At 69.9% G+C, this 25,605-nt stretch carries 21 protein-coding genes; 8 read left to right on the top strand and 13 right to left on the bottom strand.

What is annotated here, in order from left to right; translation table 11 throughout:
- Positions 1-49 precede the first annotated feature (49 nt).
- From ACQFYA_RS04020 to ACQFYA_RS04010, 3 genes are all read right to left on the bottom strand, one after another.
- Positions 50-1,444 (bottom strand): oligosaccharide MFS transporter, encoded by a 1,395-nt coding sequence (locus ACQFYA_RS04020; protein WP_499121733.1) that lies wholly within the window; start codon positions 1,442-1,444, stop codon positions 50-52.
- Positions 1,444-2,460, bottom strand: a complete 1,017-nt coding sequence (locus ACQFYA_RS04015; protein ID WP_499121732.1) for a glycoside hydrolase family 43 protein — start codon at positions 2,458-2,460, stop codon at positions 1,444-1,446. Before ACQFYA_RS04015 ends, ACQFYA_RS04020 begins: the two co-directional genes overlap by 1 nt.
- 193 nt (positions 2,461-2,653) lie before the next feature.
- Positions 2,654-3,274 (bottom strand): pentapeptide repeat-containing protein, encoded by a 621-nt coding sequence (locus tag ACQFYA_RS04010; RefSeq protein WP_499121731.1) that lies wholly within the window; start codon positions 3,272-3,274, stop codon positions 2,654-2,656.
- A gap of 37 nt (positions 3,275-3,311) precedes the next feature.
- On the opposite strand from ACQFYA_RS04010, the gene ACQFYA_RS04005 reads away from it, so the two are divergent.
- Positions 3,312-3,893: an alpha/beta hydrolase family protein gene (locus ACQFYA_RS04005; RefSeq protein ID WP_499121729.1), complete on the top strand. Its 582-nt coding sequence runs from the start codon at positions 3,312-3,314 to the stop codon at positions 3,891-3,893.
- A gap of 151 nt (positions 3,894-4,044) precedes the next feature.
- Positions 4,045-5,343 (top strand): ABC transporter substrate-binding protein, encoded by a 1,299-nt coding sequence (locus tag ACQFYA_RS04000; RefSeq protein ID WP_499121728.1) that lies wholly within the window; start codon positions 4,045-4,047, stop codon positions 5,341-5,343.
- 229 nt (positions 5,344-5,572) lie between these two features.
- Here ACQFYA_RS04000 and def read toward each other — a convergent pair whose 3' ends face one another.
- Positions 5,573-6,259 carry a peptide deformylase gene (gene def, locus ACQFYA_RS03995; RefSeq protein ID WP_499121727.1) on the bottom strand — a complete coding sequence of 229 codons (687 nt, stop codon included), beginning with the start codon at positions 6,257-6,259 and terminating at the stop codon, positions 5,573-5,575.
- A 157-nt stretch (positions 6,260-6,416) separates the two neighbouring features.
- Between def and ACQFYA_RS03990 the strand changes: the two genes are divergently transcribed.
- The 3 genes from ACQFYA_RS03990 (at position 6,417) to ACQFYA_RS03980 (ending at position 12,449) form a co-directional block, all read left to right on the top strand.
- Positions 6,417-7,175, top strand: a complete 759-nt coding sequence (locus ACQFYA_RS03990; protein WP_499121725.1) for an ABC transporter ATP-binding protein — start codon at positions 6,417-6,419, stop codon at positions 7,173-7,175.
- Complete coding sequence (locus ACQFYA_RS03985; RefSeq protein WP_499121723.1) at positions 7,172-8,560, top strand: FtsX-like permease family protein; 1,389 nt, start codon at positions 7,172-7,174, stop codon at positions 8,558-8,560. Before ACQFYA_RS03990 ends, ACQFYA_RS03985 begins: the two co-directional genes overlap by 4 nt.
- Positions 8,561-8,888: 328 nt before the next feature.
- Entirely contained in the window at positions 8,889-12,449 is a 3,561-nt protein-coding gene (locus tag ACQFYA_RS03980) for a glycoside hydrolase family 97 N-terminal domain-containing protein (RefSeq protein ID WP_499121721.1), read from the top strand.
- A gap of 113 nt (positions 12,450-12,562) precedes the next feature.
- On the opposite strand, the gene ACQFYA_RS03975 is transcribed toward ACQFYA_RS03980, so the two are convergent.
- The gene (locus ACQFYA_RS03975) at positions 12,563-12,874 is read right to left on the bottom strand and encodes a DUF3467 domain-containing protein (protein WP_499121720.1); all 312 of its coding nucleotides are present in this window, start codon (positions 12,872-12,874) and stop codon (positions 12,563-12,565) included.
- A 130-nt stretch (positions 12,875-13,004) separates the two neighbouring features.
- Here ACQFYA_RS03975 and ACQFYA_RS03970 point away from each other — a divergent pair, with 130 nt between their 5' ends.
- Complete coding sequence (locus tag ACQFYA_RS03970) at positions 13,005-13,973, top strand: MBL fold metallo-hydrolase (RefSeq protein ID WP_499121719.1); 969 nt, start codon at positions 13,005-13,007, stop codon at positions 13,971-13,973.
- 43 nt (positions 13,974-14,016) lie between these two features.
- Here ACQFYA_RS03970 and ACQFYA_RS03965 read toward each other — a convergent pair whose 3' ends face one another.
- Complete coding sequence (locus ACQFYA_RS03965) at positions 14,017-14,946, bottom strand: serine hydrolase (protein WP_499121717.1); 930 nt, start codon at positions 14,944-14,946, stop codon at positions 14,017-14,019.
- Positions 14,943-15,818: a LysR family transcriptional regulator gene (locus tag ACQFYA_RS03960; protein WP_499121715.1), complete on the bottom strand. Its 876-nt coding sequence runs from the start codon at positions 15,816-15,818 to the stop codon at positions 14,943-14,945. The genes ACQFYA_RS03965 and ACQFYA_RS03960 overlap by 4 nt, the downstream gene beginning before the upstream one ends.
- A gap of 480 nt (positions 15,819-16,298) precedes the next feature.
- On the opposite strand from ACQFYA_RS03960, the gene ACQFYA_RS03955 reads away from it, so the two are divergent.
- Positions 16,299-16,511, top strand: coding sequence for a hypothetical protein (locus ACQFYA_RS03955; protein ID WP_499121714.1), 213 nt, complete (start codon positions 16,299-16,301; stop codon positions 16,509-16,511).
- Positions 16,512-16,820: 309 nt separating this feature from the next.
- The gene (locus ACQFYA_RS03950) at positions 16,821-18,683 is read left to right on the top strand and encodes an IS481 family transposase (RefSeq protein ID WP_499127423.1); all 1,863 of its coding nucleotides are present in this window, start codon (positions 16,821-16,823) and stop codon (positions 18,681-18,683) included.
- Positions 18,684-19,384: 701 nt separating this feature from the next.
- Here the strand turns inward: ACQFYA_RS03950 and ACQFYA_RS03945 are convergent.
- The 6 genes from ACQFYA_RS03945 to ACQFYA_RS03920 form a co-directional block, all read right to left on the bottom strand.
- Positions 19,385-20,809, bottom strand: a complete 1,425-nt coding sequence (locus tag ACQFYA_RS03945) for a DUF2971 domain-containing protein (RefSeq protein WP_499121713.1) — start codon at positions 20,807-20,809, stop codon at positions 19,385-19,387.
- A 127-nt stretch (positions 20,810-20,936) separates the two neighbouring features.
- On the bottom strand, positions 20,937-21,539 hold the full coding sequence (locus tag ACQFYA_RS03940) for a metallophosphoesterase (RefSeq protein ID WP_499121712.1): 603 nt from the start codon (positions 21,537-21,539) through the stop codon (positions 20,937-20,939).
- Entirely contained in the window at positions 21,536-22,261 is a 726-nt protein-coding gene (locus tag ACQFYA_RS03935) for a nucleotidyltransferase domain-containing protein (protein WP_499121710.1), read from the bottom strand. Before ACQFYA_RS03935 ends, ACQFYA_RS03940 begins: the two co-directional genes overlap by 4 nt.
- Before the next feature lie 109 nt (positions 22,262-22,370).
- Positions 22,371-23,750 carry a tetratricopeptide repeat protein gene (locus ACQFYA_RS03930; protein WP_499121708.1) on the bottom strand — a complete coding sequence of 460 codons (1,380 nt, stop codon included), beginning with the start codon at positions 23,748-23,750 and terminating at the stop codon, positions 22,371-22,373.
- Positions 23,751-24,095: 345 nt separating this feature from the next.
- The gene (locus ACQFYA_RS03925) at positions 24,096-24,755 is read right to left on the bottom strand and encodes an HAD family hydrolase (RefSeq protein ID WP_499121707.1); all 660 of its coding nucleotides are present in this window, start codon (positions 24,753-24,755) and stop codon (positions 24,096-24,098) included.
- On the bottom strand, positions 24,752-25,597 hold the full coding sequence (locus ACQFYA_RS03920) for a GntR family transcriptional regulator (protein ID WP_499121706.1): 846 nt from the start codon (positions 25,595-25,597) through the stop codon (positions 24,752-24,754). The genes ACQFYA_RS03925 and ACQFYA_RS03920 overlap by 4 nt, the downstream gene beginning before the upstream one ends.
- Between the last annotated feature and the right edge of the window lie 8 nt (positions 25,598-25,605).

Raw genomic sequence — 25,605 nt, 5'->3', positions numbered from 1 at the left:
CTGCCGCGCGCCCACCCCACCCCGGGTGCCGAACAGGCGGTTGCCACCGCTATCGGGCCGACACGGCGTCGATCACGGGGGCAACCGCCTGTTCGGCGATCGGGGGGGGGCGGGGGCAGCGCGCGACGGCGGCGGCCGGGGCGAGGCCGGCAGCGGGCCCGGCGGCGGCGCCGACCGGGTCGGGCAGGCCCTTGTCGTTGCGCATGAGGAAGCTCGACGCCACCAGGACGGCGAGCACCACGACGCCCATGACGAGGTACGACTGCGAGAAGCCGATCGCCTCGTAGGACAGGCCGAACACCCACGAGAAGATGAAGACGCCGACCTGCTTGGCCGTGTTGAAGCCGATCATGTAGGCCGTCGCGGAGATCCGGACGTCGAACATGCGGGTGATGTACTTCATCACCGAGACCAGCATCAGCGGCATCTCGATCGCGGCGAGCAGCCGCCACAGCACGAGCGCCTCGGTCGAGGTGAACATCGCCGAGCCGACGACGCGGACCACGAGGACGAGCGCGAAGATCTGCAGGCCGCGCTTGGCGCCGATCTTGTTGATGATGAACGGCATCACCACCATCACGGCGGCCTCGAGGAGGATCTGCACGAACACGACGCGGGAGAACAGCACCTGCGGGTCGAGGCTGCCGGTGACGTGCTGGCCGAAGTAGATCGCGAACTGCTGGTCGAAGACGTCGTACAGCGCCGCCGTGCCGAACATCAGGACCATGAACCCGACGAACGAGCGATCGCGCAGCAGACGCTTGACGGTGTCCTTCGAGACCTTCGGCCGGTCCGTCGCCTCGACGTCGGCGCGGGCTGCCTCCTGGGCCGCCTTCGGGGTCCGGGCGGCGAAGAGGAGCGCTCCCAGCACGATGGCCGAGAAGGTGCCGACCCACCAGATGTTGTCCGGGTCGGCCGCCCAGATGAAGCCGCCCACCAGCGACGCGGTCGCCCCGGCCAGCGAGCCGAAGAGGCGCACGTGCCCGTACTCGAAGCCGTTGGCGCGCGAGCCGCGCTCGTTGAAAGCCTCGACCACGCCCACGCCGGAGTTGAGCACCAGGGACAGGAAGATGCCGCCGACGACGGCACCCAGCACCTGGTTGAGGTCCACGAGGGGCGGGAGGACGAACGCGAAGAAGGGACCCATCAGCGCGCCCATGACGACGACGAACGCGAAGAGGTTCTTGCGGAACCCGAGGCGGTCCTGCACGTAGCCGTACAGGGGCTGCAGGCACAGCGCCGTGAGCGCCATCATCGACTGCAGGAGCCCGATGTTGCCCTCGGACATCCCCAGCTGCTCGTTCAGCCAGGGGGCCAGGAACGTGAAGACGAGCTGCCAGCTCGCGAAGTAGAAGAAGAACAGCCCGCCGTAGTTCCAGAAGGCCAGCTTCTTCAGCGACTCCCGGGCGCGGGGCTTGGCGGCGGGGGCGGTGGTGGTGCTCATCAGAACGCTCCGTCGGCGGAGAGGACCTCGGTGGAGGTGGGCGTGGGGCGGGTGTCGGGCACGGGCGTGCCCCAGACGGGGTTGCCGTCCGCGTCGAAGGGCAGCACCTGGGCGCGGGCGTGCCGGTTCGGGTCCCACAGCGGGTCGCCGGAGATCTCGGTGTACGTGCGGGCGTGGTAGACGAGCACCGCCTCGCCGTCGGGCGTCTCGGTGAACGAGTTGTGGCCGGGGCCGTACTGGCCGGCGGCGGGGTCGCTCACGAAGACGGGCTCGGCGCTCTTGGTCCACGACGCCGGGTCGAGGAGGTCGGCGCCCGCGTCGGCGGTGAGCAGGCCCATGGCGTAGTCGATGCCGGTGGCGGCGCCGGAGTAGGTGAGGAAGACGCGGCCGTCGCGCACGAGCACGGACGGGCCCTCGTTGACCCAGAAGCCCTTGGTCTCCCAGTCGAACTCCGGGCGCGTCAGCTCGACGGCGGGCGTCGCGAGGGTCCAGGGGTTCGCCATGCGCGCGATGTAGAGGTTCGAGTGGCCGCGCACGGCGAGGTCCTGCTGCGCCCAGACCAGGTACTGCGCGCCGCCCGTCACGAAGCTCGTGGCGTCCAGGGCGAACGACTCCCAGCCGGTGTCGACCTGCCCGCGCTCCACCCACTCGCCCGAGAACGGGTCGTCGGCGGTGTTCTCGAGGACGAAGACGCGGTGGTTGAACGTCTCGTTCTCGCTCGGCGCGTCCACGGTGCCGTGGTCGACCGGGGCGGCCGCGTAGTAGATGTACCAGGCGCCGTCCACCCGGTGGATCTCCGGGGCCCAGATGAGCTGCGACTGCGGGCCGGTGGCGTGCCTGGTCCAGACGGTCACCTCCTCGGCCTTCTGCAGGTCCTCGAGGCGGTCGGCCCTGCGGAGCACGATGCGGTCGTACCGCGGGTGCGAGCCGGTGAAGTAATAGGTGCCCTCGTGCCGGAGCACGCTCGGGTCGGCGCGCTGCAGCACGATCGGGTTGATCGTGACCTGGTCCGTCATTGGGTGTCCATCCTCCGGTGTCCTGCACTGGTCCGGCAGGGAGCAGCAGGTGCGCTGTTCCACCAAGAATGTAAACGATGTAAACGAGCCCTCGGCCACGCCCGCCACGACGTGGTCCCGCGATCGCCGCGATGACCTGGGGGAAGGGCATTCCGGTGTGACGAGGCCCACGCCGGAGCCCGGCGGCTGGGCGTCAGGGCGTGACGACGAGCCCGAGCCCCTCGGCGAGGACCACCGCCTGGGCGGGGTCGATCACGGCCCCGGCCAGGCGCGCGGCGCGCGGGTCCAGCGCCGACAGGTCGCTGCCGCGCAGGACGGCGCCGGTGAGGTCGACGTCGGCGAGCTCCGCGCCAGACAGGTCGACGCCGGTCACCGTCGCCCCGGACAGGCGCGCCCCGTCGAGGTCGGCCTCGCGCATCCGGAGCCCCTCGAGGCGCACGCCGTCGAGCGCCGCGCGCCGCAGCGTCACGAACGACCAGTCGCCGCGCTCGGCGCGCAGCAGGTCGAACCGGCAGTCGTCGAAGCCGGAGCCCACCAGCTTGCACCGCTCGAACGACGCGTCGAAGAAGTTCACGCGGCTGAACGTGCACGCCGTGAACGCGCACTCGGTCCACGCCGACGCGTTGAACCGCACGCCCCGGAACGTGCACCCGTCGAACGTGGCGCCGGTCGCCGTGACCTCCGTGAGGTCGACCTCGACCAGCTCCACGCCCTCGAGCGTCAGCCCCGACAGGTCCCGGCCGTACCAGTCCTCGCCCCGCACGGTGCCGCCCGGCTCGATGGCTGGCCCGGTTCCCCGCTCGTCCTCGCTCACCCCCCGGACGCTACCGGCGGCTTGCGACACTGGACCCGTGCCCGACACGACGACGCCCCGAGGCCTGCTGCTCACCCCCGGCGCGGGCGCGAGCCGCGACCACCACACGCTCGTGGCGGTGGAGCACCGGCTCGCCGCGCTCGACCCGCCGCTGCCGGTGGAGCGGGTCGACTTCCCGTACCGGCTGGCCGGCAAGCGGATGCCCGACCGGCCGCCGGTCGCGGTCGCCCACCTGCGCGACGAGGCCGCGCGGTTCGCCGCCGGCCTCGGCGTCGGCACGGAGCGGCTGCTGCTGGGCGGCCGGTCGTACGGCGGGCGGATGTGCTCGATGGCCGTGGCCGAGGGCCTCCCGGCGGCGGGGCTGGTGCTGCTGAGCTACCCGCTGCACCCGCCGGGCAAGCCGGAGCGGCTGCGGGTGGAGCACCTCCCGCAGGTCACGGTGCCGGTGCTGTTCGTCTCGGGCGACCGCGACCCCTTCGGCACACCCGACGAGCTGGCCGAGCACGCGGCCGCGATCCCCGGCCCGGTGACGCTGGTGACGCTGCCGGGGGCGCACGACGTCCGGGGCAAGGACGACGACGTCGCGGCGGCCGTCGCGGACTGGGCCCGCACGCTCTGAGCCGAGCGGGCCGCCCCGTGCCTGCGGGACCCGGAGCCCGGCCGTGTCCGCCGAAGCGCGTTTTTGTCCGCTCCCGCTCGACACGACCGTCCGGCTGCCAGCATGCCGTCACGACCGTCGACCGACGGCACATGTGTGCAAGGAGGCCCTCATGTCCACCAGAAGGCTGCGGCGCCCCGGCGTCGCGATGCTCGCCGTCGCCGCGCTGGCGACGACGCTCGGCGCCTGCAGCGCAGGCGACGGCGGCGGCTCGGGCGACGAGGACGTCACCCTCACGTTCGCGTGGTGGGGCGACGCGTCGCGCGCCGAGCGGTACGAGAAGGCGATCGACCTGTACGAGGAGAAGAACCCGCACGTCACGATCCAGTCGTCGTACGCCGGGTTCGGGGACTACTGGACCGCCCGGAACACCGAGGCGGCGAGCGGCTCGCTCCCCGACGTGTTCCAGATGGACGTGTCCTACCTGTCGCAGTACGGCGGCACCGGCCAGATCGCTCCCCTCGACGAGTACACGGAGAGCGGGGCGATCGACATCTCCTCCTTCCCGGAGTCGGTGATGCCGGCGGCCAGAGTGGACGGCCAGATCTTCGGGATCCCCACGAGCACGAGCGGGTTCGCCGGCTTCGTCAACACCGACCTGCTCGACGAGCTGGGCGTCGACGCGCCCGAGGGCGACCTCACGTGGGACCAGTACGACGACCTGCTGTCCGCCGTCGGGAAGGCCGGGAAGGACCACGAGCCCGTGGTGGGAGGCGCGGTCGCGTACACCCAGGTGTGGTCGATCTTCGAGGTCTGGCTGCGCCAGCAGGGCAAGGAGCTGTTCACGCCGGAGGGCACGTTCGGCTTCGACGAGGCCGACCTGACCGCCTGGTGGGAGCGCGGGAAGCCGCTGTTCGCCGACGGCGGGTTCGTGGACCAGGCCCGCGTGGAGCAGCTCGCCGGGGAGGATGCCGTCGGCGCGGGGATCTCCGCGAGCGAGATCAGCTGGTTCAACTTCCTGGTGCGCTACTCGGAGGGAAGCGCGGAGGGCGACTTCGCGATGCTGCTGCCGCCCGCCGACGACCCGGCCAACCGCGGGCTGTACCTCAAGCCGTCGCTCGAGCTGTCGATGTCGGCGAACACGGAGCACGCCGACGAGGCGGCGGCGTTCATCGACTTCATCGCCAACGACCCGGAGGTGAGCAAGGAGTTCGGACTGTCGCGCGGCGGCCCCATCTCCCAGGAGGCCGCTGACGCCCTCGAGCCCGACGAGCTCGACCAGCAGGTCCTGGACTACGCGGCCCGGATCGCCGAGGTCGCGGGCGACACGCCCCCGCCGCCCCCGGAGGGCGCGGGCGCCGTGGAGGTCGAGTTCACCCGCATCGCGCAGGACATCGCGTTCGGCTCGACGAGCCTCGACGACGGCGTCGAGGAGTTCTTCTCCACCGCACCGGGGATGCTCGCCGGTTGAGCCTGTCGACACCCCGCTGGTCGAGCCTGTCGAGACCCCGCTGGTCGAGCCTGTCGACACCCCGCTGGTCGAGCCTGTCGACACCCCGCTGGTCGAGCCTGTCGAGACCCCGCTGGTCGAGCCTGTCGAGACCCCGCTGGTCGAGCCTGTCGAGACCCCCGACGTGGTCTCGACAGGCTCGACCAGCGGAAACGGCGGTTTCGACAGGCTCAACCAGCGGGTCGGCGGGTCAGCGGCCGCCCGCGGGCTTCGCGGGGTACTCGGCGGGGCGCTTGCCCAGCTCGATCGCGAGCTCGTGCCGGCCCGCGAGGATGTCCGCACGTTCCTCGTCGCGCTCGCGCAGGGCGTCCGCCTGCAGCTCGGGCGAGAGGTGGTCCCAGTACAGGGTGCCGTCCAGGTGCTGCGCCTCGTGGATGAAGGCGCGCGCGAGGAACCCGCTCCCCGTCAGCTGCACGGGGCCGCCGTGCTGGTCGACGCCGCGCACGGTCGCGGCCCCCGGCCGCTCCAGCGGCTCGTAGGCGCCGGGCACGGACAGGCAGCCCTCGTCCTCGGTCTCGGGCTCGGCGTCGTGGTCGACCTCGAGCACCGGGTTCACGACGTGCCCCACGTGCCGGTCGCCGCGCTCGTCGGTGATGTCGTAGACGAACAGCCGGATCCCGACGCCGACCTGCGGGGCCGCGAGACCCACGCCCTCGGCGTTCTCCATCGTGGCGAACATGTCGTCCACGAGCCGCGCGAGCTCGGGCGTGGAGAACTCCTCGACGGGAGCGGCCGGGGCGTGCAGCACCGGCTCGCCGATCTCCGTGATCCGCAGCACGCGGCCGCGCGCCGCCTCGGGCGCCTGGGCCGGGTACGGGTCGACCGGCTCCCCCAGCAGGTACGTGGTGGGCCGACGACGCCCGAAGCTCCAAGCCATGCCGCCGAGCCTACCGGCGGCCCCGCGGGCGCCGGGCCCGGCCTCGGGCCTCCTGGTCCTCCCCGAGCGGCGTCATACCGGAGGGGGACCCCGGCCGGCGGCGAATCCGCTCGTGGTCCGACGCGCGGCCACCCCGCCCGCCGCGAGGGTGGGTGCCATGACACCTCTGCTGAGCGCGCGTGGACTGACGATGCAGTACCCCGGCGGGGTCACGCCCGCCCTCGACGCCGTGGACCTCGACATCGCCGCGGGCGAGTCGGTGGCGATCATGGGCGCGTCCGGCTCCGGCAAGACGACGCTGCTGCACTGCCTCGCGGGCATCCTGCGCCCCACCGCCGGGTCGGTCGCCTTCGCCTCGACGCACGGGCCGGTGCAGGTCGCCTCCCTCGACGACGCGGGTCGGTCGCGCCTGCGGCGGGAGGAGCTCGGCTTCGTGTTCCAGCAGGGTCTGCTGCTCGACGAGCTGACGGCTCTGGAGAACGTGGCCGTGGCCCGCATGCTCGCGGGGGTGCCGCGCGGGCAGGCGGAGGCGGAGGCCGCGCAGTGGCTGCACCACCTGGGCCTCGCCGGGCTGGAGCAGCGCCGGCTCGGCGAGCTGTCCGGCGGGCAGGCGCAGCGCGTCGCCATCGCGCGCGCCCAGGTCACCGGGGCGCGCCTGATCTTCGCGGACGAGCCGACGGGGGCGCTGGACTCCGCCACGTCCGTCGAGGTGCTGGACCTGCTGCTCGCCGCCACCCGGGCGGGCCGCACGCTCGTCGTCGTCACGCACGACGCCGACGTCGCGCGCCGCTGCGCCCGCACCGTCGTGCTGCGCGACGGGCGCGTCGTCTCGGACACCGCCGCCACGGCGGCCGCGGCTCCCCTGACCGGCCCCACGACCGGCCCCACGACCGGCGCCGCCGAGGTCGCGCGATGACCGCCGCCGCCGTGCCCGGTGCCCGCCCGGCGGGTGCGCTCGCCACCGCGCTGCACCTCGCTCCCCTGTTCACGCGCCGGCGCGACGGCGACCGGCTCGCCCTCGCCCTGCCCGTGGCGGCCTTCGCCGTGGTCACCGCGCTGCTGCTGGTCGTGCTGGGCGGGGCGCAGGCGTTCTTCGGGTGGGACGACGAGCTCGCGTCCACCTACGCGACGCTCGCCGTCATCGCCGTCGTGCTGCTCCTGGTGCCGCTCGCCACGGTGGGCGCGTCCGCGGCGCGGCTCGCGGCCCGACGCCGCGACGAGCGCCTCGCGTCCCTGCGCCTGCTCGGCGCCACGACCGGCACCATCACCGCGCTGACCGTGCTCGAGGCGGCCGTCACCGCGCTGGTCGGCGCCGTCCTGGGCGTCGTCGGGTACGCCGTGCTCGCGCCGGTCGTCGGGCTGCTGCAGTTCCGCGGCGAGGCTCTCGGCGCGCAGATGTGGGTGCCGTGGTGGTGGCTGCCGCTCGCCGTGCTCGGCGTCGCGCTGCTCGCCGCGGCGAGCGCCGTCCTCGGCCTGCGCGCCGTGGTCGTGACCCCGCTCGGGGTGCGCACCCGGCAGCGGCCGGGCACCGCGCACTGGGTGCGCGTGGTGATCGCCGTCGGCGTGCTCGTCGTCGGCCTCGGGCTCATGCAGGTGCTCGGCGTGCTCGGGGAGCTGGGCGGCATCGTCGCGATCGTCGGCACGCTGGCCGCGATCTTCGGCGGCATGCTGCTCGCCCTCGACGCGCTCGGCCCCTGGTTCGTGCGCGTGCGCGCCCGGCGCCAGGCGCGCAAGGCGGGCACGGTGCCGCGCCTGCTCGCCGCGCGCATGATCCTGGAGGACCCGAAGGCGGCGTGGCGGCAGGTCAGCGGCGTCGCGATGACCAGCTTCGTCGGAGTCTTCGGTGCCGTCGGCCTGGCCATGGCGGACATGACCTCCACCGAGGGCATGGACGCGGACGAGCGCTGGCTCATGCAGGACGTCTCCACCGGCGTCCTCGTCACCGTCGCGGTGTCGTTCCTCATGGTGGCGTGCTCGGTGGGCATCAACCAGGCCGCCGCCACCCTCGACCGGGCCGCCGTGCACGTGTCGCTCGACCGGCTCGGCGTGCCGCGCTCCGTGATGAGCGGGGCGTCCCGGCGCGCGGTGATGTCCGCGCTGTGGATGGTCGCGGGCGGCTCGGCCCTGTGCGCGGCCGTGCTGCTGTTCCCCCTGGTCGGGATGGCGATCTTCGTGCAGCCCGTAGCGATCGTCACGGCACTGGCCGTCTTCGCCCTCGGGTTCCTCGCCGTGCGCGGCGCCGCGGCGCTCAGCGCGCGCCTCGTGCCGGGGATCCTCGCCCGGCCCGAGCGCGCGCTCTGAGCGTGGCTGGTCGAGCCTGTCGACACCCGCTGGTTGAGCCTGTCGTCATGGGACCACTCTGGCACCGCCCCCTCGGGGCGGCGCCACCCGGGATCCCGCCCCGCTGATGCAACGTTGCATATTCGGGCGAACGCCGGTTGAATCGACCTGACGCCGGCCGCGATCGGCGCCGACCTCCGCACAGACGACGGCGTCCGGGAGATGTCCAATGCGCCCCACCGTTCCGCACCGCCGCCCACGCGCGCACGACCCACGGGGAGGGGGTGGGCACCGGCCGAGGCCGCTCGCGACGACCGTCGCGATCGCCTCCCTCGTCGCATCGGCGGTCGTGGGCGTCACGGGTCCTGCCCATGCGGACGAGCCGCAGGGAGGCCTCGACGGGTACGGCGTGTCGTCGCCGGACGGCTCGCTCGAGGCCCGTGTCGCCGTGGTCGACGGCGGCCTGTCGTACGAGGTCGTGCGCGACGGCGACACGACGGTGGTCGCGCCGTCGGCCCTCGGCTTCCGGCTGCGGGAGCCTGCGCTGGACCTCACGACCGGGTTCACCATCACCTCGACCGAGCGCGACGTCGTCGACGAGACCTGGACTCCGGCCTGGGGCAACGACGCGCAGGTGCGCAACCACGCGAACGAGCTCACGGTGCACGGCGTGCACGAGGCGTCGGGCGTCGAGCTCGACGTCGTGCTCCGGGTGTTCGACGACGGCGTGGGCCTCCGGTACGTCTTCCCCGAGCAGGACGCGCTGGGCGACGGCGTCGTCGTGGCCGAAGAGGCCACCGAGTTCGCGCTCCCCGCCGATCTCACGGCGTACTCCATCCCCGCCGGGACGAAGCAGAGCGCGGACGAGCAGCACTACCGCACGCAGCCGCTGCCGGACGTCGCCTCGGCGCAGACGCCGATCACGCTCTCGGGCGACGGCCTGGTCCTGGCCGTGCACGAGGCCGCGCTCAAGGACTTCCCCAGCATGACGCTGAAGCGCGCCGGGACGCCCGGCACCCTCACTGCCGACCTCGTCGCGCTGCCCAACGGCGACAAGGCCGTGATCGACGTCGACGAGGACGGGTTCTCCACCCCGTGGCGCACCGTGACCGTGGGCCGCACGGCCGGTGACCTCGCCGAGTCCCACCTGATCGAGAACCTCAACGACCCGTGCACGATCTGCGACGTCGACTCGGACGGCGACGACACCACGGACACGACCGACTGGATCGACCCGGGCACCTACGTGGGCGTCTGGTGGGAGCTCCAGCGCCGGGACACCACGTGGACCGCCGGGCCGAGGCACGGCGCCACGACCGAGCGGATCAAGGAGTACGTCGACCTGGCCGTGGAGGCAGGGGCCAAGTACGTGCTCGCCGAGGGCTGGAACGAGAACGCCGGCGGCGAGTGGAAGAACCAGGACTTCCTCACTCCGCAGCCCGACGTCGACCTCGAGGAGGTGCTCGCGTACGCCGCAGAGCGCGGCGTCGGCCTCGTCGCCCACAACGAGACGCGCGGCTACGTCGACTACTACGACGAGCACCTGGAGGAGATCTTCGCCCAGTACCAGGAGTGGGGGATCCATGCCGTCAAGACGGGGTACGCGACGCGCTTCGAGCTCGGCGGCGTGAACCGCAGCCACTACGACCAGGAGGCGGTGCGCCACTTCCAGCGCGTGATCGAGACGGCGGCGAAGTACCAGATCTCGATCGACGCCCACGAGGCCATCAAGCCCACCGGGCTGTCGCGCACCTGGCCCAACATGATGACGGGCGAGGGCGTGGCCGGCATGGAGCAGCAGAACTACATGGGCGCCGGCGGCAACCCGCCCGAGCAGGCGACCATCCTGCCGTTCACGCGCTGGATCGGCGGTCCGGCGGACTACACCCCCGGTGTCCTCGACGTCACCTGGGACCCCGCAGGCCTGGGCACGCGCGTGCAGTCGACGACGGCCCTCCAGCTGGCGCTCTACCCCACGTTCTCGAGCCCGATGCAGATGCTCGCGGACACCCCCGAGAACTACGCCGAGCACGCCGATGCCTTCGCCTACCTCAAGGACATGCCCACCACCTGGGACGAGTCGCACGTGCTCGATGCGGTGATCGGGGATCGCACCGTGACCGCGCGCCGCAGCGGTTCCACGTGGTATCTCGGGACGGTCACCGACGAGCACGCCCGCGACGTGCCGGTGCCGCTCACCTTCCTGGACGACGACGTCACCTACGTGGCCGACGTGTACGCCGACGCCGCCGGCACGTCGTGGAAGAGCGACCCCACGGGCGTCGAGGTGACCCACGCGCTCGTGGACTCCACCGACACGCTCGTCACCTCGGCCGCCGCCGGCGGCGGCCAGGCCGTGAAGCTGCGGGTCGCGACCGACGAGGACCTCGCGGAGCTGGAGGACTACGTCGCCCCCGCCTTCTCCCTCGAGGGCGAGCCCGAGGCCGCCTACGACCCGGTCGCCGACGCCGTGACGGTCACCGCGCGCGTGCGCAACGAGGGCACGGCTGTCGGCGGCGTCGAGATCCAGGTCGACGGCGAGTCCGTCGACGGCGCCCGCGGCCGGGTCGGCGGCGGGGAGACCGCGACACTCACGTTCGCCGTCCCCTCCGACGCCGTCGCCTACGCGCCGCTGAACGAGCTGCGCCTCGTCGGCACGGACGGCTCGGCCGGAGGCTCCGTCGAGCTCGAGCTCCTGCCCCGGCCCGGCCGGGACCTGGTCGACCTGGTGGACGACGCCGCGGAGCGCACGGCCCCTGCCCGTGCCGCGCTCCTGGCCGACCACGCCGACGCGGCGCTCGCGGCGGCGCGAGACGGCGACTTCGCCCGGGTCCGGGAGTCGTTGCAGATGCTTCGTCACGTGGTGCTCACCTCGAGTGCCGCCGACCTCCCGCCAGCTGTGGCGGCCGCGCTCGCGCCGGAGGTCGATCCGTACCTCGGCCCGCCCGCCGGCCTCTACGGCATCCTGGCGCTGCTCCGGGACGCCGAGGACGTCGCGGCGCTCGACGGCCCGACCGCCGCGACGCTCCGTGCGAGCGCCGCCCAGGCCGCGACGCACGCCCGCCGCGGAGACCTGGACGCCATGGCCGGGGCGCTCGACGAGCTCGCACGGAAGATCGCCGACGCCGACGGGGACGCGGCGTCCCTCGCCGCGCTGCGCGCGGCGGTCGAGGCTCAGCGCAGCGAGAAGGTCGCCGAGGCCGAGGACGCCGCGCTCGAGGGCGGGGCCCGCACCACCACCGAGCACCCCGGGTACACGGGCACCAGCTTCGTCCGCAACCTCTCGCAGGAGGGCGCCGGCGTGCGGTTCACGTACGAGGCGGCAGCCGCGACCACGGTCGAGCTGTCCTTCCGGTACGCCAACGGGATGGTCGTCGCCCCGCTCGACCGGCAGCTCTCCGTCTCGGTGGACGACGGGGCGGCGACGCCGGTCGCGTTCCCGAACCTCGGCCAGGGCCCCGACCGATGGCGCCGCTGGGACTACTCCCCCGCGACCACCGTCGCCCTCGAGCCCGGGCGCCACGAGATACTCCTCCAGCAGGCCGCCGGCGACACCGGCAACATCAACCTCGACCACCTGCGCGTGGTCGCGTCGTCCGGCGTCCTCGCCGAGACCCCAGCCCCGGCGTGGGAGCAGGGCACGGCCTACGCCGCCGGCGACCGCGTCACGTCGGGCGACGCCACCTGGGTGGCGTCCTGGTGGACGCGCGGCCAGCAGCCGGGCGCCACCGCGACCGGGCCGTGGCAGGAGATCGCCACGACCGACGACGGCACCGCGGTGTGGACGGACTCGCGGATCTTCACCGCGGGCGAGTTCGCGGTGCACGACGGCACCACCTACGAGGCACGGTGGTGGACGCGGAACCAGGAGCCCGGCGACCTGCACGGCCCTTGGCGCCCGGTCGACTGACGGCGGCGACGACGAAGGCCCGGAACCGCGAGGTTCCGGCCTTCTGGGCTACACCACTATCTGGGACTCAACTCCGGGTTTCGACAGGCTCAACCAGCGGGATCGGACGGGGCTCAGCCGGCGGAGCCGTCGGTCTTCTTGCCCGTCTCGCGCTCCCAGGCGTCGAGCTGCTGGGTGAGCGCCCGCGCCAGCTCGAACACCTGCTGCGGGGGGATCCGCACGCGCGACACCACCCGCCCCGGCACCACGCGGCCGGTGACCGCCCCCGTGTCCGGGTCGGTCACCGGCTGCGGCGGCTTCGTGGCCGCCACGAAGTCGATGACGAACGACGTCGACGTGTGCCACAGCGACGCGAAGTCCGCCGGGACCCCTCCCTCGAGCTCGGTGGGGACGTCGATCTTGAACTTGACCTCGTTGCTCGTCATGGGACCACTCTCGCACCGCGGGGTCGGCGCCCATGCCGTTCCGGCATGGAACGGCGACGAGGTGTCTTGGCCGCGCCGGTCGCCCTGCTGAGACGGTCGTTCCTCCATCGGGATCGAGGAGGAACACGCGATGCACGACCTTCGACGCAGGACGGTGCTCACCGCCGGCAGCACGGCGGTGCTCGGCGCCGTCGCCGGGCCGGCGTTCGCGGCCGGCAGCCGGCTGGCCGGGGACGCCCGCGGCGGCGACGTGGCGATGACCTGGCTGGGAAACGCCGGCTGGGAGCTCCGCACCGCCGGGTCCCGGGTGCTCGTCGACCCGTACCTCACGCGGTTCGACACCGGGCTGGCCCGCGGCGCGTTCGACGCGACGACCGCGCTGACCGTGTCGGCGACGGCGGTCGACGACGCGCTCGGCCGGCCCGACCCGGACGACCCGGTCACCGCGACCCTCGTGACGCACACGCACTGGGACCACTTCGGGGACGTCCCGCACGTCGCGACCACCCGGGGCGCCACCGTCTTCACCACGCTCACCGGCTACCACCTGGCCCAGGCGATGGGGCTGCCCGCCGGACGCGTCGCGACCGTCCGGGGCGGCGAGGAGCTCCACGTGGGCGACGTCGTCGTGCGGGTGGTGCGCTCGCTGCACAGCCGGTCGACGAACGGCGGGGTCCTGTTCCCCGGGGTCCGGACGGCGCGGGTCGACCCGCCGCTGACGGTCGCGGACCTGCCCGAGGGGGACACGCTGGCCTACCTCGTGCGGGCGGCGTCGGGCCGCAGCGTCCTGCTCATGGGTGCGAGCGACTTCGACGACCAGGCCCTGCGCGGCCTGCGGCCGGACGTCGTCACGATGCCGGTGCCGAGCAACGCCCTGACCGCCGGGTACGTGGAACGCCTCCTGGACGCGCTCGACGGCCCGCGCACGGTGGTGCCGGTCCACTGGGACCACTTCGAGTCCCCGCTGGCCAACCCGCCCGCTGCGATGGACCGAGGCACCGCCGACCGCCTGCGCGCGATGTGCGACGAGGTCACGCGGCGCGCGCCGCGGACGCGGATCGTGCTGCCCCGTTACCTCGAGCCCCTGCGCCTGCTGTAGGTCTCGCGCCAGGCCCGTCCGCAGGCACGGCGCCCGGGGCCGGTCAGGCGGTCCGGTCCCGGCGGAGCAGGTCGTGCAGCCGCCGGGCCGCCCGCCCGAGCGCGGCCTCGGCCGCCGGGTGGGCGCCCGCCGGGGCCTGCGACCGGCTGAGCGCGACGACGACGAACGTCGTGCCGTCGCGGTGCTCGACGACCCCCGCCTCGTGCCGCAACGACAGCACCGTGCCGGTCTTCGACGACCACGTCGACCGGTCCGTCTCGAACTCCGGCGCGAGCCGCTGCCGGTGCACGTTGGCCGCCATCAGCTCGCGCACGCGCGCCGACACGACCGGGTGGACACGCTCCGCCGCCCAGACCTCCGCGAGCAGCCCCGCGACGTCGCGCGCCGACGCCGTCGTCGCCACGGAGGTGTCCAGGCTCCGGATCGCCGAGCTGCCGTTCGGACGCGTGGCGGTGGCCGCCAGCGCGTACCCGAGGCCCGGGTCGTGGGCGTGCAGGGCCTCGGCCGGCGTCTCGCTCAGCTCGGCGAGCCCGTGCCGGACCGTGAACCCCCCGACGCCCATCTCCCGCAGCACCCGTCCGACGTCGTCCGGCGGCGTGAGCGCGAGCAGCGCGTCGGCGGCGCCGCTGTCGCTCAGCGCGACGGCGAGATAGAGGAGGTCGTCCAGCGCGACGGACGCGGGGTGCCGGAAACGGGTGGTGCCCGGCGGACCCGGCACCGTCATCCGGCCCGGCTCGACCGTCACCGGGGCGGACCCGTCGAGCTCGCCGCGGCGCACCCGCTCGATGGTCGCGACGGCGATCGGGAGCTTGACCAGGGACGCCACGGGCATCGCGACGTCCGCGTCGAGCGCGATCTCGGCACCGTCCGCGAGGTCGCGCACGAGGATCCCCGCGGTGAGGCCGGCGGCGGCGAGGTCGGCCCGGACCCGGGCCACGTCCCGGCGGCGGTCGGCCGCGCCGGGCCCGTTCACCCGGCGGCCCCGAGCGCCAGCGCCACCGAGGGGGCCAGCGCCTCGACCCACGGTCCGGCGCCCGCGGCGTCGCCGGGCCGGGTCTCGAGGCGGTAGCCGCGTCCGAGCTCGAGCCCGCCGAACGGCGCCCAGGCGAGCCCCAGACGCCGCGCCTCCCCCGCCGTGCACACGAGCAGGTCGCGGCTCGTCGTGACCTCGGCCAGCGCGTCGACCAGCGGCGCCACCCGGACCTGCCCCGGCAGCATGCCGCTCGCCACCGCCTGCCGGAGCACGACGTCGCCCACCTGGGCGTGATCGTCCTCGGAGGTGAGCCAGAGCCGGCGGGGCGGCCCGTGGTCCCCGCGCCGCGGCGCGAGCTCGTCGAGGAACACGTGCCCCTCGGGCGTCCCGCCCGTCCCCGCGCCGAGCACCGCGGACCACCGCGCCGCGCCGGGGGCCGCCGGGACGACGGCGGCGTCCGCCCGGGAGTCGCGGACGAGGTCGGCGCGCTCGGCGGCGGGCGCCGCGACCAGCCGTAGCGGCGCCCCCGACTCCTTCGCGTCGCTCACGAGCGCCGCCAGCAACGGCACGGGCAGATCCTGCGGGACCGCGAGCACGAGGGGTGGCGGCTCCGGCTCCGCGACGGCGACCTCGAGGTCGGCGACGGCGTCGACCACCCGCCGCGCCGCGGGGAGCACCCTGCGGCCGAGCGGGGTGAGCGTCACATCCCGCGAGTCGCGGACGAGGAGCCTGCCGCCCGCGTGCGACTCAAGCGCCGCCACGCGGCGGCTCACCACCGGCTGCGGCATCCCGAGCTCGGCCCCCGCCGCCGTGAAGCCGCTCCGCTCGACGACGGCCACGAAGGCCTGGCACCCGGCGACGATATTCAGCACGGGGACCATCGTGGTCGGCCGCGCGACCGAGCGCCAGAGCCTGCCTGCACCGGGGAGTCGCGATCGGACGACGAAGGCCCGGAACCGTGAGGTTCCGGGCCTTCTGGACTGAGCCGCCTGTCGGAATCGAACCGACGACCTATTCATTACGAGCGCCTGTGGACGGTTCCGGGGGCCGGATTTCCGCGTCAGTCCGTGGGCATCGGGTGCGCTCGACGACCGTGTTGCAGGGTCGGGGGTGCGCGGGGGTGCGCGTTCGAAGGGGCGGGGACACTCGGAGGCGCCGTACCGATAGCGGAGCACAAGAGGTCGTCGGAGGCGCGGGTCAAGGGTGGCCGCAGGCCATCGCGAAGCGACGCCGCAGGCGCCCTTGATGCGGGGTGGAGACGGCCGGATGCTCGGCTGTCGGTTCGGGGCCGGTCGGTAGGGCGCGCGGCAGGCGGTACCCCAGTGTGTTCCTTGCTGGCTAGGGTCGGCGCCATGAGCTCCAGCGCCGAACGTGACGGGAAGCGGTCCTCCAACTGGCTTCGAGGGCTTGCGATCTCGCTGCCGATCGGCGTTGCCCTGGGGATGGCGACGCATAACGCCGCGTTCGGCGTCATCTTCGCTGCGGGTCTGGCGCCGGCGTTCGCGTCCGCGTTCAGCAAGTCCGGCGACGGGCCGACCGACTCGGAGGACGGCGACAAGAACTGAGCAAGCCGTAGTGCGACGGGCGGTCACGAGACGACTCGGGGCCGCCTTCGTCGTGCTGCCGGCCGGACGGGTGGGGTGCGCGGAGCGAGCTTGCGAGCGGAGCGCGGGGCCCCGCACGGGAGGCCGGCCGCGCGGCGGAGCCGCGCGCTTGAGTCAGTAGAGAAACTCCTCACGCCGATGAGGCGATCAGGCTGTCCTGTGCCGGGTGATGTGCGACCTGGCCACGCCAGGTGATGTGCGACATCGGGCGTGATCGGCACCCTGGAGCCGGACGTCGCCGCGGGCGTCCCAGTCTGCGGGGAGGCCGGATTGGCACTGGTCGTTTTGTCTGTGGTGGAGCAGCGTCTGGATGTCGTGCGTGCGGTGTTGGCGGGCGCCGAGGTGAACGAAGTAGCGACCCGCGCCGGGGTGCACCGCGCGACCGTGCACAGGTGGGTGACCCGTTATCTTGCGGGGCAGATCGGCGGACTGGCGGACCGGTCGCACCGGCCGGTCTCGAGCCCGAGGAAGGTGGACGAGGCCGTCGAGGTGCTCGTGGCCGAGATGCGTCGCGAGCACCCCCGCTGGGGTGCCAAACGGATCCGGTTGGAGCTGCTGCGCACGAAGGGCCCGTGGGCGCGCGAGGACATCGTGGTGCCCTCGGAGCGGACCATCGTGCGGATTCTGCACCGCCAGGGGCTGGTGCGGGCCCGCCCGCGCAAGCGGCCCAGGTCCTCGTTCGTGCGGTTCGAGCGGCCCGGGCCGATGCAGTTGTGGGGCATCGACATCGTCGGCGGGATTGAGTTGGTCAACACGACGACCGGGGAGTTGCGGGAGGCGAAGATCGTCACGGGCGTGGATGACCACTCCCGGTTCTGCGTGATGGCGGCGGTGGTCGAGCGGGCTACCGGCCGGGCGGTGTGCTTGGCGTTTGCGCAGGCGTTGGCGGCCTACGGGGTGCCCGAGGAGGTGATCACGGACAATGGCACGCAGTTCACCGCCCGGTTCGCCAAGGGCGGGGAGGTGTTGTTCGACAAGATCTGCCGCAACAACGCGATCACGCACCGCCTGACGCAGCCGGCCTCGCCGAATCAGAACGGGAAGGTGGAGAGGTTTCACGGCACGTTCCGGCCCGAGATCGGCGAGCAGGGCCCGTTCACGTCGCTGGCGGAGGCGCAGGCCGCGGTGGACGTGTGGGTGGCGCATTACAACGGGCAGCGACCCCACCAAGGGTTGGACGAGAACGTCCCGGTGGTGCCCGCCGACCGATTCGCCGCGGCCCCGGCAGGCGAGCTGCCGCTGTGGGTCCCGCCCACGCTCGTCCAGGCCCGGCCCGGAGGCGTCTTGCCCGGTGTGGATGACGACGTTGTCTTGGACGTCGAAGACGCTCAGACGCCGATGGATGTCGTTGAGACTGCGCCAGCCCTTGTCGTGTCTGGTGATGCGATCGAGCTGGACCGGGTCGTGCCGGCCTCGGGAAACCTGGCGCTGCGCGGGAACCAGTTCTGGCTCGGGCCGGACCGGTCCGGGCAGACCGTGCGGCTCTGGATCGACTGCGACTGGGTGCACCTGTCCGCGGCCGGGCAGCGGATCAAGTCTTTGCGATCCCGGTTCACCGAAGCCGACCTGCGACTCCTGGTCACCCGGGGCGCCACCGCGGCGGGGCCCGCGCCCGCCGCCTCCCGAAGCGGTCCCGGCGCCCGTGACGGGCTCACCATCATGGAGGTCGAACGCACCGTGAGCCGCAACGGGACCGTCTCGCTCGGCAGTCACGTCGTGCATGCCGCCGACGTCCTGGCCGGGCGCCGAGTCGGGATCTACATCGAGGACGGCAGACCGCTGCTGTTCTTCGACCCGGGCACCCGCGAGCTGCTGCGCTCACGCCCCAACCCGCTCGGCCCGGTCGCGGCCATGCGCCTACAACGGGCCCTTCCCCCAGGCCTGCCGCCACGCCCGTCCATCGAGCCGATCACCGTGCAACGGCGCCCGTCGGCCACCGGGGTGATCGTCGTGGCAGGTCAGAAGATCTCCCTCGGACGGACCCATGCCGGCGCCACCGTGACCGTGCACGTCGCCGAGACGACCCTCGCGATCGAGCTGCCCGACGGTGAGACCACCATCATCGCCCGCACCACCACGACCCCGGTGCGGAGCATCAAAGGTCAGCGTCCCCGCACCGCGAAGACGTCCTAAGGCCCTACCTCGTGATGAGTTCGGCGAGCCGCCAGCAAGCCTGGATCCCCTCGCATATGCGGTGGGACCAGAAACTTGGGCCTGTTGAACAACACGATCGACGCCCAAAGGCCCATGAGGACCACGTTGACCGGGAACACAGCCACTACCGCGGCCACCCACCAGGCCGGCACGCTCCCCGTGACCAGGTAGACCGGTCCAGCGAGAGCAGCCCCGGCGATGACGGCCCCGATGCCCGTCCACGTGACGATCGCCCTGAGGTGCCCCCGCGCAAGGTCGTAGTCGCCACGACCGATCCCAGCAAGCATCCGCGGCATGAGCGTGCGCAACGCGGGCTCGTGGCGCCAGAGCCTCACGCACCAGGACGCCGCATACGCGACGAGCCCGACCCATCCAAGGACGAGGACCAGACGAATCGCCGTCAACAAGCCCGCCTCACCCCCCGCTCCCCGTGTCTCCCGAATCGGGCGCCACGACTGGCGCACACGTCCGACGAGACCCTAGCGACTGAGCCGTTCGACAGGTGAACCGGGGCACCTAACCTGCCAGCACGTAGCATGAGGGACAGCGACCGCGGATCGCTGACACCTCAACTTCCTAGCCTCGATGTCGCGCATCAGCTGACACTCCCACGTCGCACATCACCTGACGCAGGGCATGAGGCGATCAGGCGATGAGGAGAGCCAGACACGCCGCAACCTCTACTCTGAGGATCCGCCGTCTTCTTGCTGCCCCGCCAACATGACCCTCCGACGACTCGTCGTCTCCGCATTGATCGAGCCATAGGCGCCTAGGAGCAGATCATTGATCGCCTGGTCGACCTGGGCCATCACATCCATCAGAACAGCATCGGAATCCGAATCAAGCACCGTCCAAGTCGTGCAACACATTGTGCCGCTCGGGACGTGTACGCCGTCAAGCCTGATTTGGAAAGAGTCGGCAGTCGGATTGGCCCAAGTAACGCCGAGGGAGATAGTGAGCAGATCACGGACGCGAGACCCGTCTGACTGTTCAACATAGCCGGAGAGTTCAAATATGTCGGTGTCCCATACTCCCTGAGTATCCATGCCAGGCGCCGACAGCCCTTGAACCGACTCCCTGCTGAATGCCCGGAAGAACACAGCTGATACTTCTTCTAGCGACTTCGACACACGCCTACGATGCGCCGAAACAACCCGAGTCCTCCAAATGCTGAGCTGGGCGTCTTCGTGCTCACCCTCCGTGATCCTCGGGCGGCAAGCAGGGCCATGGCTGTGCTCCTGAGATGCCGACTGAACTAGGCGCGCACCTTCTACTGGTATCGCAGCGCCAGATGACTCAGTCAGAGCATGAGGCGCAAACGTCATTGCACTACTGACCCATTCGAGAATCTGAACCTCGGCGTCAAGACCGGCGTTTATCAACGACCACTCGAGGACCGGCTTGAGCTGCTCGGAAAACGCACCGCTCACAATTACTCTTCGAAGCGACCGATTTAGTGGCACATATATAGGCTCGCCGCAAGAGTTGAGCGCTATGGCGCGAAATTCGTTCTCATAGGACCAGCATTTGTCCTTTTGAAAGAAGGCTCCGATCGAATTATGTACAGCATGCGAGAACATGCGGTCCAATGAGGGCGCATGCGCTCCCCGCACCGGCAAGTTGGGGACCCCAATCCGGTTGTCGTCGGAGCCCACATATACAATATCCCCGACGATGGAAATCGCCGAGTCCGCCGTAGCACTCGCGAAATCTTCGATAAACAAGTCCCTGTCAATCTCCAGGCAGACGCCCGCGTGCCGATCGGCAAAATGAGCCCACATTGCGGCGTGCGCCCATCCTCGATCCCCCTCGTGATCCCACTGTCGTGCGGGAAACAAAGGCTCGTAGCTGTTCGCAAAACAAAGGATATGAGCATTGTCGCGAATCATGCTGCGGAAGGCATCATGGTTATCCATCCAACCTTCGATCGCTTCGTCAGCGATCGCACCCGTGAATCCCAGATTGATGGACAGTTTCTCGCGCGGGTCGATCGATCTTACGATGCTCGACAGCCGAAGTCGCCCATAGGGCAGTATCAAATTCAGGAAGGTCGCAGCAGAAGTATAGTGATAGATAGAGCCGTCGAACCTCTTCCCAACCTTCACTTCAACTCCCATTCACCTCGTGGCCAATATCTTTTACCTGAATAGGGACGGACTCACCCGAGCCGGGGCCAGGCTTCCGGGAATGAACTCCCCCGAACGCACAAGCACGCGCCCCGGACGAGACATATCAGGTGATCATCTCGCCCGCATCGTCAACCTGAATATACCGTCGCGAAGGCCAGAGAAACGCAGTCAGCCGCCCATTCGGCGATCCGCAGCCGGTGTCCACTTCCGCCGACGTGCTGGACACTCGGGGAACATCTCCGACGTTGACGTGGGCCGATACTCGGAAGCGGGAATCGGCGCCACCAGGCTTATGAGCCGCGACAACTTGCTTGCTTGCATAAACGGCCGGCATTTCCGCCAGGAAGCGAACGTGCTCAGTCGGAACTGAGGCCCGCAAATCTGCATAGACATCAGCACTTACGGGCCCACCTACATAAGCCCGCACCGTCGGAGCACCCGACATACGTAACAGCGGTCTAACGTCACCGGTGTCCATACAATCGAGAAAGGCTGACTCGTGGTTCCCGCGCAGCGGAATTAGTCTTGCCGCACCCTCGAAACGCAATAAGTACTCAATTACAGCTGGGCCGTCTGGCCCTTTGTTGATATAGTCTCCGAGTAGAACAACAGAGGCGAGCTCAAGCTCTTCGAGACTCTCCATCAATGATCTGAGTGCCGTTAGGTTGCCGTGAACGTCGCCCACGAACGCTGTCTCATCTTTCATAGAAGCACCTTGCTAACCTCAGTGTAGTCTGATTCAGAATTTGATCCACCCAAAGCTAAGAGGGCCATCGCCACGAGTTCGTTACTCGAACCCCACTCGTTTACAATTAAGGCTTCAAGAGAGCCATGAGGATTTGCCGGTATAGGGCCCAGAATATCGGCAAGTTTCGAACAGCATTCTTCAAGTTCTGAACGTGAAGCCTCACCAATCGGTCGAGACGCAAGGAGTGACTCCAGGGCCGGATCACCATGCCGCTCGGCGATCTCGCGCACCGAGAAACAGGGAGCGCCCTCGGCGATTGCCTGGGCATAGAGGCAGCTACGGAGCAGATACCTCGCCTCCCGAAGTAGGCCGGGTAGATACTTCGGGAGGTCCCGATCTAGTGACCCGAGAACTTGAGAGAAGTACAGGGCGCGACGCATCAAGCGCGCGGCGTCCACATTGCCCATCCCACCAACGCATGCGGCAAGAGTGCCTGCCGGATCCCACAGAATATGCGCGTCACGCGCGAGATGCGCGCCGAAAAGAGAGGCAATACCAGTCCTCAATTGGTCCTCAGTGTAGAAACTCAATGCGACTTCGCCGTCATGGATCGTCGGCCGCGCCGTCTGAACCAGAGCCAGGAGATCGAGGTCCGATCCAGGGACGTGATCGCCCCGCGCGCGGCTTCCGTAAATAAGCAAGCCGTCGATGTCCTCGGACAGAGTCGCTACCGCACGCATGGTCGTCGGCTCTGGGACGCCAAGGGACCGAAGTCTTTCAGTTACCACTCTCAGCAATTTCGGAATCCAATCGTGAGTGTATGAGTAGGCGATGCACGGTGCCCTATGGTCACTTGTCGCGCGCCGACAGAACGGTTAGGACTTCGGGCGGGTCCGCGACGCCCATTTCTTCATTCATTGCCAGGCTCTTGCGTGCATGCGCCTTCGACTCTTCGTCAAATCCGCCTCTGGCGAGAGCCTGCGACAGCAGGTTCTCAGCCATCGCCGATCCATAGTCGTTTCCAAACTGTGCGTTCAAAGCGGCAGACTTTCGAGCCCACCCAATCGAGGATTGCGCATCGTCCTCGCGGATCGACATCTGGGCCTGGAGAAGATACACGTTGGCATGAAGGGCGCTTGGGGGCAACGGTCGAATTTGTTCCAAAGCAGTCCGGGCATGCTCGGCGGCGCTTTGCATTTCACCCCTCGCGACATCATTTCGCGCCAGGTTCACATGCGACTGCGCGACCCCCTGACGATCGCCCACCGACGTTCGAATTTCGAGTGCTTCAAGGAAGCGCTCGTTAGCTTCGTCAAGTTCATTCAACTTCTGATGCGACAAGCCAAGATCGTCCAGAATTCTGCACCGAACGCGTCGCGTATAGTCGTCGTCCCGGTAGAGAAGTTCTAGGGCCTGCGCTCGACGCTGTTTCGCTTCAAAATACTTCTTTTCACGATGGAGGAGGTAAGCCTCAAAAGCGTACGCTTCAGCGATAGACGGCGTATTTAGGTCCACGGCACTGGTCGTGAGTTCAATAACTGCGCTTTGTGCCAACTCGCGCGCGTCTTTAATTCGTCCTTGACGAGCCAGGATCCTTCCGTAGGCGATCTTCTCTGGCGGCCCACCTTTCCGGACCGCTTCCTGCATCGCCTCTGCGCCAAGTTCTGCATGACCATACTCGAAGAGCATCTCACCACGGCGCCGCAATCGGTCTGCGCCGAGAATGTCACGACCGGACCGTGGTACAAGGTCAATACTTCTCGGTTCCTTACGCGTCCGAGCCGCCCACCCTCGAAGTCGTTCGATGAGCTTCGTTCGAAAATCTCGAAGGTCAGAGACGCTCTCGTAGAAGAGCGCATTCTTTACTTGGACCTGACGTTTAAGTTCCTCAACCTCGCTGCTCGGGTCGTCCGCATCGATAAATGCGAGCCAAACGTCGCGCATGGGGTGCGCGTCCCGCCCAAGGCCCAACAGTGCCGTGAACAACTCCTCCTCAGTACCCGACGTAAATCCAACCGGGCCGCCAGGGTTGCTCCCCCAGTTCTTCTTGAAGATGCAGATGAGGAAGTCGGAACCGTCGATCAACTCGTTGATTGCTTCTTGTGGTCTCTGGGCCGTTCCTCGCACAATGTCCCACCCGACCAGTTCAAATTGTGGGTCGGTCTCGGCTGTAAGTTCTGCATTGACTAGGTCCACACAGTTGCGCGCGGTGACGCGCTCATCAGGCACGTCACCAGGCGACGCTATAAACACCCGGAGCTTAGACGGTGGGTTCACGACGCCAGACTACCGCGACGCCACCCGCTGCCGCATGGGTGCCGCGGCGCGCCGCGTAATGGACCTGCCGAAGGCGGTGCCGTAGCGGGACGGCAGGAGACCCGCGTGTGAAGAGGCTTGCCGATTGATACCTCAGGCCGGTCACTCGTGATGCGTTGGAGCTGATCCAGCGTCGCGTGGCGAGGGCTCGTTGTGAGTGTCGCACTGCCGAACCGAGGACCGCTCGGACACCTCTGGAATTTGTTACCCTGCCAGTTCGAGGTTTTGTGCGCCACCGATCTGACCTTGGCTATTCACTCAGTGGAGATTGCTAATCTCCTTCGTGGTCGCGTCGGCTAGCGCGCGGGCAAGTTCTTGACCGCGGCGAGGGTTCTTTGCGAAGCCGAGCGATCGGACACCCGCGGCGTGCGCAACTTCTACATCGGTCACCGAGTCACCGATAAGCACGACATCGGCGGGCTCGGCTTGAGCGATCCGGAGAGCCTGGTTGACCATGTAGGTGTTGGGTTTCATGAGTTCCGGTTGCTGCGCAGTGCGCCCGACGATGTCTCGGATGAGCCGCGTGAGATCGAAACGATCGAGGTAGGTCCGTACCGCGCTGGCCGCGTTGTTCGTGACGATGACGACGGGCACACCAGCGCGGTCGAGTGCCGCGATCAGCTCGTGTGCGCCCGCGGTTGGCTGCGACGTTCGGGCGGCTTCGACCTCTGCCTCGATGCATACGGCCTCGACGTCCGTCAACGCGTCGGGGGCGTGGGTGCCGGTCCAGCGGATGACCGCGAGGTGGTCGGAGGTGTCGCGAAGCTCCTCCGGGTCGATGCCGTGGCGGGCGAGTGCTCCGCGTGCTGCATCAGCGGCCTGCTTGTTGAGCGGGGCGGGCATCAGTGGCGTGACAGGTCCGTCGAAGTCGAGCAGGACGGCACGTGCGGACCAGAGCAGGGTTCGGGCGTCAGTCACTTGGTGTCCTCAACGGCGATGGTGTTCCAGACGCTGTCGAACCAGGCGCGGGTCTCGACGACGAACTGTGTGTCGACAGCCTCGATGTCGCCGTCGTCGGTCCAGTGGAACAGCACGGTGTCCTTGCCCATCGGGTCGTAGATGGACACCTGGCGGCCCGAGGTCCGCACGTCGTGCTTGACGACCGGGTAGTAGCCGAAGAAGGCGTCGGCACCGTTGATGACGTACGCCTTGAACATCGGGGCGGCGGCGAACCGTCGGGTCTCGACCGTGGCGTCGGGGACCAGGCCGAGGTCTGCGAGCTCCTGCACGGCATCGGTGACGCCACCGATGTAGCGGGTGCTCAGGTCGGCCATGCGAGACCGAGCAGCGGCGGAGTCGCGCTCGATGCCGTCGACGGACACGGGCAGCGCGAGGGGCTGGGTCATGTCGGAGACCAGGATGCGGATGCGGATCGACTTCGGTGTGAGCCGGCCCGCGCGGATCTTGTCGAGGGGTTCGGCGATCGCGCCATGCAGGGTCTCGGCGGTATAGCCGAGGAAGTCGATGCTGACCTCGTCGGCATCGAACGCCTTCTCGATGTGCGGCCGCAGGCCGACGGGCTTCTCTGTACGTTCGCGCGCGAAGACGCCGCTTCCCTGGCGGGAGACGACGAGCGATTCGTCCTTGAGGACGCGCAGCGCCTGCTGGATCGTCATCCGCGAGACGCCGTAGCGCTCAGCCAGCTCGTTCTGACTGGGCAGCTTGTCCCCCGGCTCGATCCTGCGCGTGAGGATCGCAGCGCGGAGCGCCGTCGCCACCTGGAGGTAGGGCGGTCGCGGGTCGTCCGGGTCGAGACTCATGCGTTCAC

Origin of the sequence: Promicromonospora sp. Marseille-Q5078 (assembly GCF_050315395.1) — a bacterium.
Lineage (GTDB): Bacteria > Actinomycetota > Actinomycetes > Actinomycetales > Cellulomonadaceae > Isoptericola.
Note: the sequence above shows the minus strand (reverse complement) of the source record. Positions and strands in the feature narration are given on the sequence as shown.

What these genes read in the sequence shown, in the direction of transcription:
- ACQFYA_RS03955 (WP_499121714.1), top strand. Translation starts at nt 16,299, where the DNA reads ATGAGCTCCAGCGCCGAACGTGACGGGAAGCGGTCCTCCAACTGGCTT.
- ACQFYA_RS03935 (WP_499121710.1), bottom strand. Translation starts at nt 22,261, where the DNA reads ATGCGTGCGGTAGCGACTCTGTCCGAGGACATCGACGGCTTGCTTATT.
- ACQFYA_RS03940 (WP_499121712.1), bottom strand. Translation starts at nt 21,539, where the DNA reads ATGAAAGATGAGACAGCGTTCGTGGGCGACGTTCACGGCAACCTAACG.
- ACQFYA_RS03920 (WP_499121706.1), bottom strand. Translation starts at nt 25,597, where the DNA reads ATGAGTCTCGACCCGGACGACCCGCGACCGCCCTACCTCCAGGTGGCG.
- ACQFYA_RS03975 (WP_499121720.1), bottom strand. Translation starts at nt 12,874, where the DNA reads ATGACGAGCAACGAGGTCAAGTTCAAGATCGACGTCCCCACCGAGCTC.
- def (WP_499121727.1), bottom strand. Translation starts at nt 6,259, where the DNA reads ATGGCTTGGAGCTTCGGGCGTCGTCGGCCCACCACGTACCTGCTGGGG.
- ACQFYA_RS04020 (WP_499121733.1), bottom strand. Translation starts at nt 1,444, where the DNA reads ATGAGCACCACCACCGCCCCCGCCGCCAAGCCCCGCGCCCGGGAGTCG.
- ACQFYA_RS03970 (WP_499121719.1), top strand. Translation starts at nt 13,005, where the DNA reads ATGCACGACCTTCGACGCAGGACGGTGCTCACCGCCGGCAGCACGGCG.
- ACQFYA_RS04015 (WP_499121732.1), bottom strand. Translation starts at nt 2,460, where the DNA reads ATGACGGACCAGGTCACGATCAACCCGATCGTGCTGCAGCGCGCCGAC.
- ACQFYA_RS04000 (WP_499121728.1), top strand. Translation starts at nt 4,045, where the DNA reads ATGTCCACCAGAAGGCTGCGGCGCCCCGGCGTCGCGATGCTCGCCGTC.
- ACQFYA_RS03990 (WP_499121725.1), top strand. Translation starts at nt 6,417, where the DNA reads ATGACACCTCTGCTGAGCGCGCGTGGACTGACGATGCAGTACCCCGGC.
- ACQFYA_RS03985 (WP_499121723.1), top strand. Translation starts at nt 7,172, where the DNA reads ATGACCGCCGCCGCCGTGCCCGGTGCCCGCCCGGCGGGTGCGCTCGCC.